General features: G+C 69.5%; 10 protein-coding genes. 9 read left to right on the top strand and 1 reads right to left on the bottom strand.

The window, feature by feature from the left end; all coding sequences use genetic code 11:
• Nucleotides 1-118: 118 nt before the first annotated feature.
• The 3 genes from SCNRRL3882_RS03570 (at nucleotide 119) to SCNRRL3882_RS03560 (ending at nucleotide 2,878) form a co-directional block, all read left to right on the top strand.
• Nucleotides 119-481: a bifunctional 3-phenylpropionate/cinnamic acid dioxygenase ferredoxin subunit gene (locus tag SCNRRL3882_RS03570; protein ID WP_029181446.1), complete on the top strand. Its 363-nt coding sequence runs from the start codon at nucleotides 119-121 to the stop codon at nucleotides 479-481.
• The gene (locus tag SCNRRL3882_RS03565) at nucleotides 478-1,641 is read left to right on the top strand and encodes an NAD(P)/FAD-dependent oxidoreductase (protein WP_029181447.1); all 1,164 of its coding nucleotides are present in this window, start codon (nucleotides 478-480) and stop codon (nucleotides 1,639-1,641) included. The genes SCNRRL3882_RS03570 and SCNRRL3882_RS03565 overlap by 4 nt, the downstream gene beginning before the upstream one ends.
• Nucleotides 1,642-1,747: 106 nt before the next feature.
• Nucleotides 1,748-2,878, top strand: coding sequence for an aromatic ring-hydroxylating oxygenase subunit alpha (locus SCNRRL3882_RS03560; protein ID WP_010043818.1), 1,131 nt, complete (start codon nucleotides 1,748-1,750; stop codon nucleotides 2,876-2,878).
• 18 nt (nucleotides 2,879-2,896) lie between these two features.
• On the opposite strand, the gene SCNRRL3882_RS03555 is transcribed toward SCNRRL3882_RS03560, so the two are convergent.
• Nucleotides 2,897-3,643 (bottom strand): IclR family transcriptional regulator, encoded by a 747-nt coding sequence (locus SCNRRL3882_RS03555; RefSeq protein ID WP_010043820.1) that lies wholly within the window; start codon nucleotides 3,641-3,643, stop codon nucleotides 2,897-2,899.
• A 208-nt stretch (nucleotides 3,644-3,851) separates the two neighbouring features.
• Here SCNRRL3882_RS03555 and betA point away from each other — a divergent pair, with 208 nt between their 5' ends.
• The 6 genes from betA (at nucleotide 3,852) to SCNRRL3882_RS03525 (ending at nucleotide 13,929) form a co-directional block, all read left to right on the top strand.
• Nucleotides 3,852-5,510 (top strand): choline dehydrogenase, encoded by a 1,659-nt coding sequence (gene betA, locus SCNRRL3882_RS03550; RefSeq protein WP_010043822.1) that lies wholly within the window; start codon nucleotides 3,852-3,854, stop codon nucleotides 5,508-5,510.
• Between the two features lie 198 nt (nucleotides 5,511-5,708).
• Nucleotides 5,709-7,178 (top strand): aldehyde dehydrogenase family protein, encoded by a 1,470-nt coding sequence (locus SCNRRL3882_RS03545; protein ID WP_010043824.1) that lies wholly within the window; start codon nucleotides 5,709-5,711, stop codon nucleotides 7,176-7,178.
• A gap of 20 nt (nucleotides 7,179-7,198) precedes the next feature.
• Nucleotides 7,199-8,287: a quaternary amine ABC transporter ATP-binding protein gene (locus tag SCNRRL3882_RS03540; RefSeq protein ID WP_010043826.1), complete on the top strand. Its 1,089-nt coding sequence runs from the start codon at nucleotides 7,199-7,201 to the stop codon at nucleotides 8,285-8,287.
• A 473-nt stretch (nucleotides 8,288-8,760) separates the two neighbouring features.
• Nucleotides 8,761-10,287, top strand: a complete 1,527-nt coding sequence (locus tag SCNRRL3882_RS03535; protein WP_418952383.1) for an ABC transporter permease — start codon at nucleotides 8,761-8,763, stop codon at nucleotides 10,285-10,287.
• A gap of 13 nt (nucleotides 10,288-10,300) precedes the next feature.
• Complete coding sequence (locus tag SCNRRL3882_RS03530; protein WP_010043831.1) at nucleotides 10,301-11,263, top strand: ABC transporter substrate-binding protein; 963 nt, start codon at nucleotides 10,301-10,303, stop codon at nucleotides 11,261-11,263.
• Nucleotides 11,264-11,490: 227 nt separating this feature from the next.
• On the top strand, nucleotides 11,491-13,929 hold the full coding sequence (locus SCNRRL3882_RS03525; protein WP_010043833.1) for a GcvT family protein: 2,439 nt from the start codon (nucleotides 11,491-11,493) through the stop codon (nucleotides 13,927-13,929).
• Nucleotides 13,930-13,944: the final 15 nt, after the last annotated feature.

Genomic DNA, 13,944 nt, shown 5'->3' with positions numbered 1-13,944 from the left:
GTGAAACAGAAATTGAGGGCGTCAGGTGTCCCGCGAACTCCTTGACAAGGGTTTGAAGGCGCCCTCAAACTGGCGTTGCGTTCACCGCAATCCGTTTCGCTATACGCACCGAGGTGTCATGATGATTGCCGCGTGCCGTCTCGTGGATCTGCCCCGAGGCGAGGCCCACAGGCTCGACATCGACCCGCCGGTCTCGGTGTTCCACACCGACGACGGCGAACTCTTCGCCATCGACGACACATGCACCCACCAGGACGCCTCGCTCGCCGACGGCTGGCTGGAGGGCTGTGAGGTCGAATGCCCGCTGCACGCCTCGAAGTTCAACCTCAAGACCGGAGCCGTCGACGCCCCGCCGGCCAAGCTCCCGGTGCGCACGCACGAGGTCCTCGTCGAGGACGGCATGATCTACGTCCGGCTGTCCACGGCAGCCCCGAACCTGCCCCCCTGCATCGCCGCCCGGCTCGCCGAGGGCGTCGCGTGAGGACAGTGGCCGTGGTGGGCGCGTCGCTGGCGGGCCTGTCCGCGGCGCGCTCGTTGCGCAAACAGGGGTACGACGGACGGCTGGTCGTCATCGGCGACGAAGTCCATCGCCCCTACGACAGGCCGCCCCTGTCCAAGGAGTTCCTCGCCGGCAGCATCGGCGAAGCCGACCTCGCACTGGAGCCGGACGACGAGGACCTGCGAGTGGAGTGGCTGCTCGGTGCCCGCGCCGCCGGACTCGACACCACGCCCCGCGCCGTGCGGCTCGCCGACGGCCGCCAGGTGCGGGCCGACGGCATCGTCATCGCCACCGGCGCCGCCGCCCGGACCCTGCCCGGCATGGACGGACTGGCCGGTGTGCACACCCTGCGCACCCTGGACGACGCCCGCGCCCTGCGGGACGAACTGGCCCGGGGCGGGCGCCTGGTCGTGATCGGCGGCGGCTTCATCGGTGCCGAGGTCGCCTCCACCGCCTCCGCTCTCGGCCTCGACGTGACCATCGTCGAGGCGGCGCCCACACCACTGGCCGGTCCGCTCGGCGCGGCCATGGGGCGCATCGTCTCCGCCCTCCACGCCGACCACGGTGTACGGCTGTTGTGCGGCGTGGGCGTCAAGGGGCTGAGCGGCGAGACCCGCGTCGAAGCCGTCCTGATGGAGGACGGCCGCAGCATCCCCGCCGACATCGTCGTCGTGGGTGTCGGGGCCCGTCCCTGCGTCGAGTGGCTGGCCGGATCCGGCATCGAACTCGACGACGGCGTCAAGTGCGGTGCGGACGGCCGCACCAGCCTGGCCGGGGTGGTGGCGGTCGGCGACTGCGCCTCCTGGTACGACCCGCGCGCGGGCACCCACCGCCGCGTCGAGCACTGGACCGGCGCCCGGGAACGTCCCGACGCGGCCGTGGCCGCCCTGCTGTCCTGGGGCGAGTGCGAACCGGGCATACCCCGGCCGCCGTACTTCTGGTCCGACCAGTACGGCGTGAAGATCCAGTTCGCCGGCAACGCGGCCCGCGCCGACGGCGTGACGATCGAGGAAGGCACCGCCGACGATCGCAACGTCCTGGCCGTCTACCGGCGTGCCGGACACCCGGTCGCCGTACTCGGGATGAACCAGCCGAAGCTGTTCACGCGCTGGCGCAAGCAACTCGCGACCAAGACGCCCTGACAGGGCGCAGACCTCGCTCGCACAGCCACCGTCGCTCCACGACGTCCGGTGCCGCTCGTCCCGGCGCGTGCATGCCCGACCCACGACGTTCCCCGAGGAGTGCACTGTGACCTCGACCGGCCTGCCGGAAAGCCTGATCGCCACCCTCCCCGGCTCCTCCTACACGGATCCCGAGATCTTCGCCCAGGAGCAGGAACACATCTTCGAGGCGATGTGGTTCTGCGCCGTGCGCTCCGCCGACCTCGCCGCGCCCGGTGCCTTCCGCACCGTCGAGGTGGGCCGCGAGAGCATCCTGATCACCCGTGCACGGGACAACTCCGTCCGGGCCTTCCTCAACGTCTGCCGGCACCGCGGCGCCAAGCTCTGCACGGCGGAGACCGGCGAGGTCAAACGCGCCTTCCAGTGTCCCTATCACGCCTGGACGTACGACCTGACGGGCAAACTCGTCGCGGCACCCAACCTCACCAAGATGCCCGACGTCAGCCGCACCGAGTACGGCCTGGCAGCAGTGGCCACACGGGAATGGCTCGGCTATGTGTGGGTGTGCCTCGCGGCGGACCCGCCCCCCTTCGACGAGGTGGTGGGGGATGTGGTCGCACGCCTGGGCGACACGGAGTCGATCGAGCACTACGACATCGACAACCTCGAAGTCGGTGCACGGATCGTCTACGACGTGAAGGCGAACTGGAAGCTCATCGTCGAGAACTTCATGGAGTGCTACCACTGCGCGACGATCCACCCCGAGCTGACCGAGGTGCTCCCCGAGTTCGCCGACGGGTACGCCGCCCAGTACTACGTGGGACACGGCGCGGAGTTCGGCTCCGAGATCAAGGGCTTCACCGTCGACGGCTCCGAAGGCCTCGACCGCATTCCGGGCGTGACCGAGGACCAGGACCGCCGTTACTACGCGATCACCGTCCGGCCGCAGGTGTTCATCAACCTCGTGCCCGACCACGTGATCTTCCACCGGATGTACCCGGTCGCCGCCGACCGCACCATCGTCGAGTGCGACTGGCTCTACCTCAAGCACGTCGTCGAGAGCGGCAAGGACGTCAGCCGGTCGGTGGAGCTCTTCGACCGAGTCAACCGGCAGGACTTCGACGCGTGCGAGCGCTGTCAGCCCGCGATGAGCTCCCGGCTGTACGCCAAGGGCGGCGTCCTCGTGCCCAGCGAGCATCACATCGGCGAGTTCCACGCCTTCGTCCAGGAGCGTCTGGGCGTGGGACGGCCGCAGTAGCGGCGGTTCACGGCGGGCTCAGCCGAGATAGCCCATGCGGTGGCTGATCTCGTCCGCGCCCTTGACCAGCACCGGAGCCAGGTCGTGCATCCGGTCCTCGGTGAGGCGGTACGCCGGTCCGGAGGCGCTGATCGCCGCGATGACCTCGCCGTCCCTGTTGCGGACCGGCGCGGCCATGGCGTGCAGTCCCACCTCGAACTCCTCCAGGGTCCAGGAGTAGCCACGCTCGAGCGCCTCGGCGAGGTTCTTCTCGAGCTTCGTCTTCGCGGTCAGGGTGCGGGGTGTCAGCTTCTTCAGGCCGGTCTCCGACAGCAGCGCGGCGCGCTCCTTCGGCGGCATGTGGGCCAGCAGGATCTTGCCGCTGGAGGTGGCGTGCAGCGGCGTCAGCTGGCCGACCCAGTTGAACGCCGTGACAGCGCCGGGGCCCCGCACCTGGTACAGGTTGATCGCGTACTGCTCCTGCATCACGGCGAGGTTCACGGTCTCGCCGATCTCCTCGGCGAGACGCTCGCAGACCGGTCGGCTCTGCTGCGTGATGTCGATGCGGCCGGTGACCGCGCCGGCGAGGCGGACGAGGCCGAAGCCGAGGCGGTACTTGCCGCGCTCGCCTGCCTGTTCCACCAGGCCGCGCACCTCCAGGGCGCCGAGCAGCCGGAACGCGGTGGACTTGTGGACATCGATCTCGGTGGCCACCTCGCTGACTCCGGCCTCGCCGCGCCGGGCCAGGATCTCCAGCACGGTGATGGCGCGGTCGACGGACTGCACGCCACCGGTCGGCGCAGTTGTCGTTTCGGTATCTGCATGGTAGTTGCTCACAACGCAACTATACGGGCGTTAAACATAGCAGGCAGCGCTGCAGGTCAGGGCCTTGTGCAGGTTTCGAAGAAGTTGCGCGGTTCGCAACCTGGTGCGCATAGTGATACGAGTACTAGCATGCCGCGCATTCTCAACGGCGCGAGCGAGACGAGGCCCCATGGCTCACTTGCAGTACGACTTCGTCATCGTCGGTGGTGGATCGGCCGGCAGTGCACTGGCCAACCGGCTCTCCGCGGATCCGGGCAACCAGGTGCTCGTCCTGGAGGCGGGCAGGCCCGACTACCCCTGGGACGTCTTCATCCACATGCCCGCGGCACTGACCTACCCGATCGGCAGCCGGTTCTACGACTGGAGGTACGAGTCCGAACCGGAGCCCCACATGGGAGGCCGGCGCGTCTACCACGCGCGAGGCAAGGTGCTGGGCGGTTCCAGCAGCATCAACGGCATGATCTTCCAGCGCGGCAACCCCATGGACTACGAGCGCTGGGCGGCCGACCCGGGCATGAAGACCTGGGACTACGCGCACTGCCTGCCGTACTTCCGGCGGATGGAGGACTGTCTCGCCGCCGGTCCGGACGACGAGTTCCGCGGTCACGACGGCCCTCTCGTCCTGGAGCGCGGCCCGGGGACCAATCCGCTCTTCGAGGCCTTCCTGAAGGCCACCGAGGAGGCGGGCCACGCTCCCACCGACGACGTGAACGGCTACCGGCAGGAAGGCTTCGCCCGGTTCGACCGCAACGTCCACCGCGGCCGCCGTCTCTCGGCCTCCAAGGCCTATCTCAAGCCCGTGCGACAGCGCCCCAACCTCACGGTCAGGACGCGTGCCCTGGTCACCCGCGTCCTCTTCGAAGGCAAGCGGGCCGTCGGCGTCGAATACCGGCGCGGTCGTGGCAGACCCCAGCGGGTGCGTGCCCGCGAAGTGATCCTCTGCGGAGGCGCGATCAACTCCCCGCAGCTGCTCCAGCTCTCGGGCGTCGGCAACGCCGAGGAACTGAGCGCGCTCGGCGTGGACGTCGTACACGATCTGCCGGGCGTCGGCGAGAACCTCCAGGACCACCTGGAGGTGTACATCCAGTACGCCTGCAAGCAGCCCGTCTCCATGCAGCCGTACCTCGCCAAGTGGCGCGCGCCCTTCATCGGCCTCCAGTGGCTCTTCCGCACCGGCCCCGCCGCGACCAACCACTTCGAGGCGGGCGGCTTCGTCCGCGGCAACGAGGACGTGGCCTACCCCAACCTGATGTTCCACTTCCTGCCCGTCGCGGTCCGCTACGACGGCTCCGTGCCCGCCGGCGGACACGGCTACCAGGTGCACGTCGGCCCCATGTACTCCGACGCCGTCGGCTCGGTGAAGATCAAGAGCAAGGACCCGGCCGAGCACCCCGCGCTGCGCTTCAACTACCTGTCCACCGAGCAGGACCGCCGCGAGTGGGTCGAGGCCGTCAGGGTCGCCCGCAAGCTGCTCAACCAGCCCGCCATGGCCCCCTACAACGCCGGGGAGATCTCACCGGGGCCGTCCGTCGAGACCGACGAGGAGATCCTCGCCTGGGTCGCCAAGGACGGCGAGACCGCGCTGCATCCGTCCTGCACCTGCAAGATGGGCACCGACGAGATGGCTGTCGTGGATCCGGCCAGTATGCGGGTGCACGGGGTGGAGGGGCTGCGGGTCGTCGACGCGTCGGTGATGCCGTACATCACCAACGGCAACATCTACGCGCCGGTGATGATGATCGCGGAAAAGGCGGCCGACCTCATCCTCGGGAAGGACCCGCTGCCGCCGTCCTCCGCCGCGTATTACCGGCACCGTCCCGTGCCGTAACGAGCAGTTTTCAGACAGCCGATCGGCCCGGAAGCAAGGCGTTCCGGGCCGATCAGGCGTCGCGTCCTCGCGCGTGCCTCCTTGGCGAAACCGTCACCGGTCAACCCCTTGACGTGGGTTGCGGCCTTCTCCAGAGTGTTCCACCACAAGCAATGCGGTGCACGATGCGCAACGCGATTCGCTCGAAGGGCACTCGACGTGGCAGACCTGTACGTGGACGGAAAATGGCGGGATCCCGTGGCCGGCGGCCACCGGGACATCCGCTGCCCCGCCGACGGCACGCTCTCCGTGACCGTGTCCGAAGGAACGCGCCCCGACGCCGAGGCGGCCATCGCCGCGGCCCGCCGGGCCTTCGACGAAGGGCCCTGGCCGCACACCCCCGAGCGCGAGCGCGGTGCCCTCCTCCTGCGCACCGCCGACGTCCTCGAACGCGAGGCCGGCGCGTTCGCCCGAGCTGAATCGCTGGACACCGGCAAACGGCTGGTGGAGAGCGAGTACGACATCGCCGACGTCGTCTCCTGCTTCCGCTACTACGGAGGGCTCGGCGGCACCGACGCCGGCCGGGTGATCGACACCGGCCGCGACGACGCGGTCAGCCGCGTCGAGTACGGGCCGATCGGCGTGTGCGGACTGATCACCCCGTGGAACTACCCGCTGCTCCAGGCGAGTTGGAAGGTCGCACCCGCTCTCCTCGCGGGCAACACGATCGTCCTCAAGCCCAGCGAGCTCACCCCCTCGACGTCCGTCCTGCTGATGAAGGCGCTGGCGGAGGCCGGGCTCCCGGCCGGTGCCGCCAACCTCGTCCTGGGGACCGGTCCCGAGGTGGGCGCACCGCTCGCCGAGGACCCGGCCGTCGACATGGTCTCCTTCACCGGCGGCCTGGACACCGGCAGGCGCATCATGGCCACCGCCGCCGCGACGGTGAAGAAGGTCGCGTTGGAACTCGGCGGCAAGAACCCCAATGTCGTCTTCGCCGACGCCGACTTCGAGACGGCCGTGGACTTCGCGCTCACGGCCGTCTTCCTGCATTCGGGCCAGGTCTGCTCGGCCGGCGCCCGGCTGATCGTCGAGGACTCGCTGCACGACCGGTTCGTCGACGAGGTGGTCCGCCGCGCCCGGCGGATCCGGCTCGGCGGCCCCTTCGATCCGAGGGCCGAGACCGGTCCGCTGATCTCCGCGCAGCACCTGGCGAAGGTCGAGGCGTACGTCGCGGCCGGACTCGCCGAGGGCGCCGTCCTGCGCTGCGGTGGCGAACGCTCCGACGACCCGGCACTGGCCGACGGCCACTTCTACCCGCCCACCGTGCTCGACGAGTGCGGTCAGGGCATGCGGGTGGTGCACGAGGAGTCCTTCGGACCCGTCCTCACCGTGGAGCGCTTCACCGACGAGGACGACGCCGTACGCATCGCCAACGACACCGAATACGGGCTCGCCGGGGCCGTGTGGACGCAGGACGCCGGGAAGGCCCAGCGGGTCGCGCGCCGGCTGCGCCACGGCACGGTGTGGATCAACGACTACCACCCCTATGTGCCGCAGGCGGAATGGGGCGGTTTCGGGCACTCCGGCGTGGGCCGGGAGCTGGGTCCCACCGGCCTTGACGAGTACCGGGAGCCCAAACACATCTGGCAGAACATCCAACCCAGGCCGCAGCACTGGTTCCGCGGCTGAACGCCGAAAAGAGGTCGAACATGACCCCAGCAACGACCGAGGTGCCGCAGCGGCGCGGCACGCCGAAGGACTCGGGACCCACCCCGGTCATCTCCGTGCGCGAGCTGTGGAAGGTGTTCGGGCCGAAGGCGGACCAGGTGCCGGTGTCCGAGGACCTGCGCGGGCTCACCCGTCGCGAACTGATGGACCGTACCGGATGCACCGCCGCCGTGCGCGACGTGAACTTCGAGGTCGCCGCCGGCGAGGTGTTCGTCGTCATGGGCCTGTCCGGCTCCGGCAAGTCCACCCTGGCGCGCTGTCTGACCCGGCTCATCGAACCCACCGCCGGCGAGATCCTCTTCGAGGGCGAGAACATCCGCGACGCGGACGCGGGCCGTCTGCGCGAACTGCGCCGGAGCAAGTTCTCCATGGTCTTCCAGCACTTCGGGCTGCTGCCGCACCGGCGGGTCGTCGACAACGTGGCGTTCGGGCTGGAGATCCGCGGCATGAGCCGGGCCGAGCGCACGAGGCGGGCCCTTGAGGTCGTCGAGCTCGTCGGCCTCTCCGGATACGAGAACTCGTACCCCGACCAGCTCTCCGGCGGGATGCAGCAACGCGTCGGTCTCGCCCGCGCACTGGCCGGCGACCCGGACGTGCTCCTCTTCGACGAGCCGTTCTCGGCGCTCGACCCGCTGATCCGCCGTGACATGCAGAACGAGGTCATCCGTCTGCACCACGAGGTCGGCAAGACGATGGTGTTCATCACCCACGACCTGTCCGAGGCGCTCAAGCTGGGCGACCGCATCCTCATCATGCGCGACGGCAGGACCGTCCAGTGCGGCACCGGCGACGAACTGGTCGGCGCCCCCGCCGACGACTACGTACGCGACTTCGTCAGGGACGTGCCCCGCGGTGACGTACTGACCCTGCGGTGGATCATGCGCCCGGCGGAGCCCGACGACCCCCTGGACGGTCCCGAGCTCGGCCCGGACGTCGTGGTCAAGGAGGCCACCCGGGCGGTGCTCGCCGCCGAGAAGCCGGTCAAGGTGGTCGAGGACGGCAAGCTGCTCGGCATCGTCGGCGACGAGGAGATCCTCGCGGTGGTCGCCGGGCGGGAAGGCGACGCGTGATGACCGTCGCGATGGAGAAGCCGGAGAAGACCCGGATCGTGGAGCCGCCCCCTCCCGCCCGGCGCGTGCGCAGGGTCGGCCGCGCCGGGGTGGTGGCCGCGATCCTGCTCGTCTGGCTGGTGCTCTTCGCCGTGCTGCGCGGCAAGCAGACCCTGTCCCTCGCGGCGGCCGACCTGACCGATCTGCACCGGTGGTTCAACGACGTCAACGACTCGATCGGCGCCAACCGCAACTCCAACCCCCTCTTCCTCTACTTCTTCAACGAGATCCGCCTGGTCATCGACTCCCTGGTGACCTTCGTGCAGGAGCTGATCTCGCAGCCGTCCGGGGACCGCCCGGTTCCGCAGATCGGCTGGCTCGGTGTCGTCGGCGTCGCCGGCTGTGTCTCCTGGGCCGTGGGCAACTGGCGGGTGGCGCTGCTGGCCGTGGCCGGCTTCACCTTCCTCGGCCTGCAGGGGCTCTGGCAGGAGAGCATGGACACCCTGGCGCTGACCCTCTCCGCGGTGTTCGTGGCACTGCTGTTCGCGATTCCCCTGGGCGTGTGGGCCGGGTTGTCGGACCGGTTCCACCGGATCGTGACGCCGTTGCTGGACTTCATGCAGACGATGCCGACCTTCGTCTATCTGGCACCGCTGACCCTGTTCTTCCTGATCGGTCCCGCCTCGGCCACCATCGCCACCGCCATCTACGCGGCGCCACCGGCGATCCGCATCACCGCGCACGCCATCCGCTCCGTACCCCGGACCACGGTCGAGGCGGCGGACTCGATGGGCGCGACGCGGCGACAGGCCCTGCTCAAAGTCCTGCTGCCGATGTCCAAGCGGACCGTGGTGATGGGCGTCAACCAGACCATCATGGCCGCCCTGGCCATGGTGACCATCGCGGCCCTGATCGACGCGCCCGGCCTCGGCAAGACCGTCGTCCAGGCCCTCCAGTCGCTGGACGTCGGCACGGCCTTCAACGCCGGTCTGGCCATCGTCGTCATGGCCATCGTGCTGGACCGGGTCACCACCGCGGCGGCCGGACGGGCGGAGACGGCCCGGGGCTCGGACAGCCCCTTCCACAAGTGGCGGCGGCCGTTGCTCGCGGCCGGTGCGGTGGTGGCGGTTGTGCTGGCGTATCTGTCGCACACGTACGTGTGGGCGGCCGAGTTCCCCGGCGAGGGCGGCACCGGCAGCACCATCGCCAGGACGGCGGCCGATGTGACCACCTGGGCGCAGGACAACCTCTCGGGCCTGACCAACGCCTTCCGCGACGCCCTCACCAACGGCCTGCTCAATCCGTTCCAGACCCTGCTGACCGACTCCCCGTGGTGGCTCGTCGGCGCCGCCCTCGTCGCGGTCGGCACGGTGCTCGGCGGATGGCGTGCCGGGGCCACCACCGCCGTGTGCGTGGGCCTGCTGGTCGGTACCGGTGTCTGGTCGGACGGCATGACGACGCTGGCGTCCACCGCGGTGGCGACGGTGCTGGTGATGCTGCTCGGCGTCGTCCTCGGGGTGTGGATGGGGCGCAGCGCGCTCGTGGACCGGCTGCTGCGGCCCTCTCTGGACGCGGCCCAGGTCATGCCGCCGTTCGTCTATCTCGTGCCGTTCCTCGCGCTGTTCGGCGCGACACGGTTCACGGCCATCGTCGCCGCGGTCGTCTACGCGGCGCCGGTCGCCATCAAGATCATCGCGGACGGGGTGCGGGCCGTGCCCGAGACCACCGTCGAGGCGGCGACGTCCACCGGGTGCAACACCTGGCAGATCATCACCAAGGTCCAACTGCCGATGTCCCGGGGCGCCCTGACCCTCGCGACCAACCAGGGCCTGATCTACGTGCTGTCGATGGTCGTCGTGGGCGGCCTGGTGGGGGCGGGCGCCCTCGGCTACGACGTCGTGGCCGGGTTCTCACAGGGCCAGCTGTACGGCAAGGGACTCGCGGCCGGGCTCGCCATCGTCCTGCTCGGAGTCATGTTCGACCGGATCACTCAGGCAGCGGCTCGCCGCGCCGGCGCATAAGGAGCACCACACCATGGCACGACACTGGAGAACCGGCGCGGCCGGCCTGGCCGTCCTCGGCCTCACCCTCACGGCCTGCTCAGGCGCGAAGGTCGGCGACGACAGCGCGGGCGACTCGGGCAGCTCGGGCAAGTGCGGCACCTTCAACCTCGCGATCAACCCCTGGGTGGGCTACGAGGCGAACGCGGCGGTCCTCGCCTACGTCGCCGAGCACGACCTCGGCTGCAAGGTCGAGCAGAAGAACCTGAAGGAGGAGATCGCCTGGCAGGGCTTCGGGACGGGCGAGGTCGACGCCGTCGTCGAGAACTGGGGTCACGACGATCTGAAGAAGAAGTACATCACCCAGCAGAAGACCGCCGTCGAAGCGGGCCCGACCGGCAACAAGGGCATCATCGGCTGGTACGTGCCGCCGTGGCTGGCGAAGGCGCACCCGGACATCACCGACTGGAAGAACCTGAACAAGTACGCGTCGAAGTTCAAGACCTCGGAGTCGGACGGCAAGGGGCAGCTCCTCGACGGCGACCCCTCGTACGTCACCAACGACGAGGCGCTGGTGAAGAACCTCAAGCTGGACTTCAAGGTGGTGTACGCGGGCAGCGAGACCGCGCTCATCCAGGCCTACCGCAACGCCGAGAAGAACAAGGAATGGGTGATCGGCTACTTCTACGAGCCGCAGTGGTTCCTGTCCGAGGTGCCGTTGAAGAAGGTCAGCCTGCCCGAGTACAAGACGGGCTGTGACACCGACGCCGAGAAGGTCGCCTGCGACTACCCGGTGTACGACCTCGACAAGATAGTCAGCGCCAAGTTCGCCAAGTCGGGCAGCCCGGCCTACGACCTGGTGAAGAACTTCACCTGGACGAACGACGACCAGAACACCGTGGCCAAGTACATCGCGGTGGACAAGATGGCGCCCGAGGCCGCGGCGAAGAAGTGGGTCGAGGCCAACCGCGCCAAGGTCGACGCCTGGATCAAGTAGGGCGCGCGACCGCCCTGGTGAACCCCGCCGGAAGGGCCCGGCAGGCTGTGTCGTCAGCCTGCCGGGCCTCGCCGTTTTCTGGTGATTCCTCCCTGCCGCGTCCGGGGGCTTTTCCGGCGTCGCGGACCCCTTGACACGCCTGTCCACGGCGGGCACATTGAGTTGCGCAACCTGAACTCTGTTGCGCACACAGCAACTGCATCGCTTTCAACGTCGGAGGTGCGGCGATGGCGGGACCCCGGGTGGTCATCATCGGAGCGGGCGTCGTGGGGGCAGCGCTCGCCGATGAGATCTCCGCGCGAGGCTGGACCGAAGTGACCGTCGTCGACCAGGGCCCGCTGCCCGCCACCGGGGGATCGTCGTCACACGCCCCGGGTCTGGTCTTCCAGACCAACCCCTCCAAGACCATGACGGAGATGGCCCGTTACACCGTCGAGAAGTTCTGCTCGCTCGACGTCGACGGCCGGCCCTGTTTCCTCCAGGTCGGCGGCCTGGAGGTGGCCACCAGCCCGGAGCGCGTCAAGGAACTCCAGCGGCGCCACGGCTGGCTCACCTCCTGGGGCATCGAGTCCCGCCTGCTGAGCACCGAGGAGTGCGTCGAACAGCACCCGCTCGTCAACCCGGACAAGGTCCTCGCCGGCCTCCTGGTGCCCACGGACGGCCTCGCGAAGGCGGTCCTCGCCGTCGAGGCGCAGATCCGTCGGGCCACCGAGCGCGGCGTGCGCTTCCTCGCCCGCCACGAAGTGCTCGACGTCCAGCGGGCGGACGGTGAGGTGACCGGCGTCCTCACCGACCAGGGCGAGATCCCCGCCGACATCGTCGTGTGCTGCGCCGGCATCTGGGGCCCGAAGATCGCCCGCATGGTCGGCATGAACCTCCCGCTCACGCCGCTCGCCCACCAGCTCGCCTGGACGGGCCCGGTGCCGGCCCTGGCGGGCCAGACGCAGGAGGCGGTCCGCCCGATCCTGCGCCACCAGGACGCCGACCTCTACTACCGCGACCGCTTCGACGGCCTGGGCATCGGCTACTACGGCCACCGCCCGATGCCGGTCTCCGCCGACGACATCCTCTCCGTGGACGAGGCCGACGAGATGCCGTCCGTCCTGAAGTTCACCGAGGAGGACTTCGAGGAGGCCTGGAGCGAGACCCGGTCGCTGCTCCCCGCGACGCAGGACGCCAAGGTCGAGGAGGGCATCAACGGCCTGTTCTCCTTCACCACCGACGGCCTGCCGCTGCTCGGCGAATCCCCGGACGTCAAGGGCTTCTGGGTCGCCGAGGCGGTCTGGGTCACCCACTCCGCGGGAGTCGGACGGGCCATGGCCGAGTGGCTGGTCGACGGCCACTGCTCCTCCTTCGACCTGCACGAGTGCGACGTCAACCGCTTCGAGCCGCACCAGCTCTCGCCGGAGTACGTGCTGGCCCGCGACTGCCAGAACTTCGTCGAGGTCTACGACATCCTGCATCCCCTCCAGCCCTCGGGAGACCCGCGCCCGATCCGCACGAGCCCGTTCCACGCCCGCCAGCAGGAGCTGGGCGCCTTCTTCCTGGAGGCGAACGGCTGGGAGCGCCCCCAGTGGTACGAGGCCAACGCCGGCCTGGTCGAAGGCCGTTCCATCCCGACCCCCAACGACTGGGCCGCGCGGTACTGGTCGCCCATCGTGGGCGCCGAGGCCCAGGTCACCCGCGAGACCGTCGCGATGTACGACATGACCGCCCTCAAGCGCCTGGAGGTGAGCGGCCCCGGTGCCGCCGCCTTCCTGGAGCGGCTGTGCACCGGCAAGGTCGCCAAGTCCGTCGGCTCGGTCACGTACACGCTGCTGCTCGACCACGACGGCGGCATCCGCAGCGACGTCACCGTCGCCCGGCTGGCCCGCGACCGCTTCCAGGTCGGCGCCAACGGCAACCTGGACCTGGACTGGCTCACCCGTCACCTCCCCGCCGACGGTACGGTGCAGGTCCGTGACATCACCCCCGGCACCTGCTGCATCGGTCTGTGGGGGCCGCTCGCCCGCGAGGTCCTGCAACCCCTGACGGACGCGGACTTCTCCAAGGACGGTCTGAAGTACTTCCGCGCCCAGCGTGCCCACATCGGCTCCGTCCCGGTGACGGCCATGCGCCTGTCGTACGTCGGAGAGCTCGGCTGGGAGCTGTACACCACCGCCGACCTGGGCCGGAAGCTGTGGGACACCCTGTGGCGGGCGGCCGAACCGCTGGGCGGCATCGTCGCCGGCCGCGGTGCCTTCAACAGCCTCCGCCTGGAGAAGGGCTACCGCTCCTTCGGTACCGACATGACCTACGAGCACGATCCCTACGAGGCCGGGGTCGGGTTCGCCGTGAAGCTCGACAAGGACGACTTCATCGGCAAGGCGGCGCTGGAGCGGCGCAAGGCCGATGTGCGGCGCAAGCTCACCTGTCTCACGATCGAGGACCCGAGGGCGGTCGTGATGGGCAAGGAGCCGGTGTTCGACGGTGACTGCGCGGTCGGCTATGTCACCAGTGCGGCCTATGGCTACACGATCGGCAAGGGCATCGCCTACGCGTGGCTGCCCGCGGAGCTTGCGGAGCCGGGGACCGTCGTGCACATCGGGTACTTCGACCAGTCCGTCGAGGCGGTCGTGGCCGAGGAGCCCTTGTTCGATCCGGCGATGTCCCGTCTTCGTGGCTGAGTCCTCGTCGTTGGA

The sequence above is a fragment of the Streptomyces chartreusis NRRL 3882 genome (assembly GCF_900236475.1).
In the GTDB taxonomy this organism is placed as follows: Bacteria; Actinomycetota; Actinomycetes; order Streptomycetales; family Streptomycetaceae; genus Streptomyces; species Streptomyces chartreusis_D.
The sequence above is the reverse complement of the archived record's forward strand: the minus strand, read 5'-3'. Positions and strand labels throughout refer to the sequence as shown.

Coding starts and splice junctions, on each gene's coding strand:
- SCNRRL3882_RS03570 (WP_029181446.1), top strand. CDS start 119: ATGATGATTGCCGCGTGCCGTCTCGTGGATCTGCCCCGAGGCGAGGCC.
- betA (WP_010043822.1), top strand. CDS start 3,852: ATGGCTCACTTGCAGTACGACTTCGTCATCGTCGGTGGTGGATCGGCC.
- SCNRRL3882_RS03540 (WP_010043826.1), top strand. CDS start 7,199: ATGACCCCAGCAACGACCGAGGTGCCGCAGCGGCGCGGCACGCCGAAG.
- SCNRRL3882_RS03535 (WP_418952383.1), top strand. CDS start 8,761: ATGGACACCCTGGCGCTGACCCTCTCCGCGGTGTTCGTGGCACTGCTG.
- SCNRRL3882_RS03530 (WP_010043831.1), top strand. CDS start 10,301: ATGGCACGACACTGGAGAACCGGCGCGGCCGGCCTGGCCGTCCTCGGC.
- SCNRRL3882_RS03525 (WP_010043833.1), top strand. CDS start 11,491: ATGGCGGGACCCCGGGTGGTCATCATCGGAGCGGGCGTCGTGGGGGCA.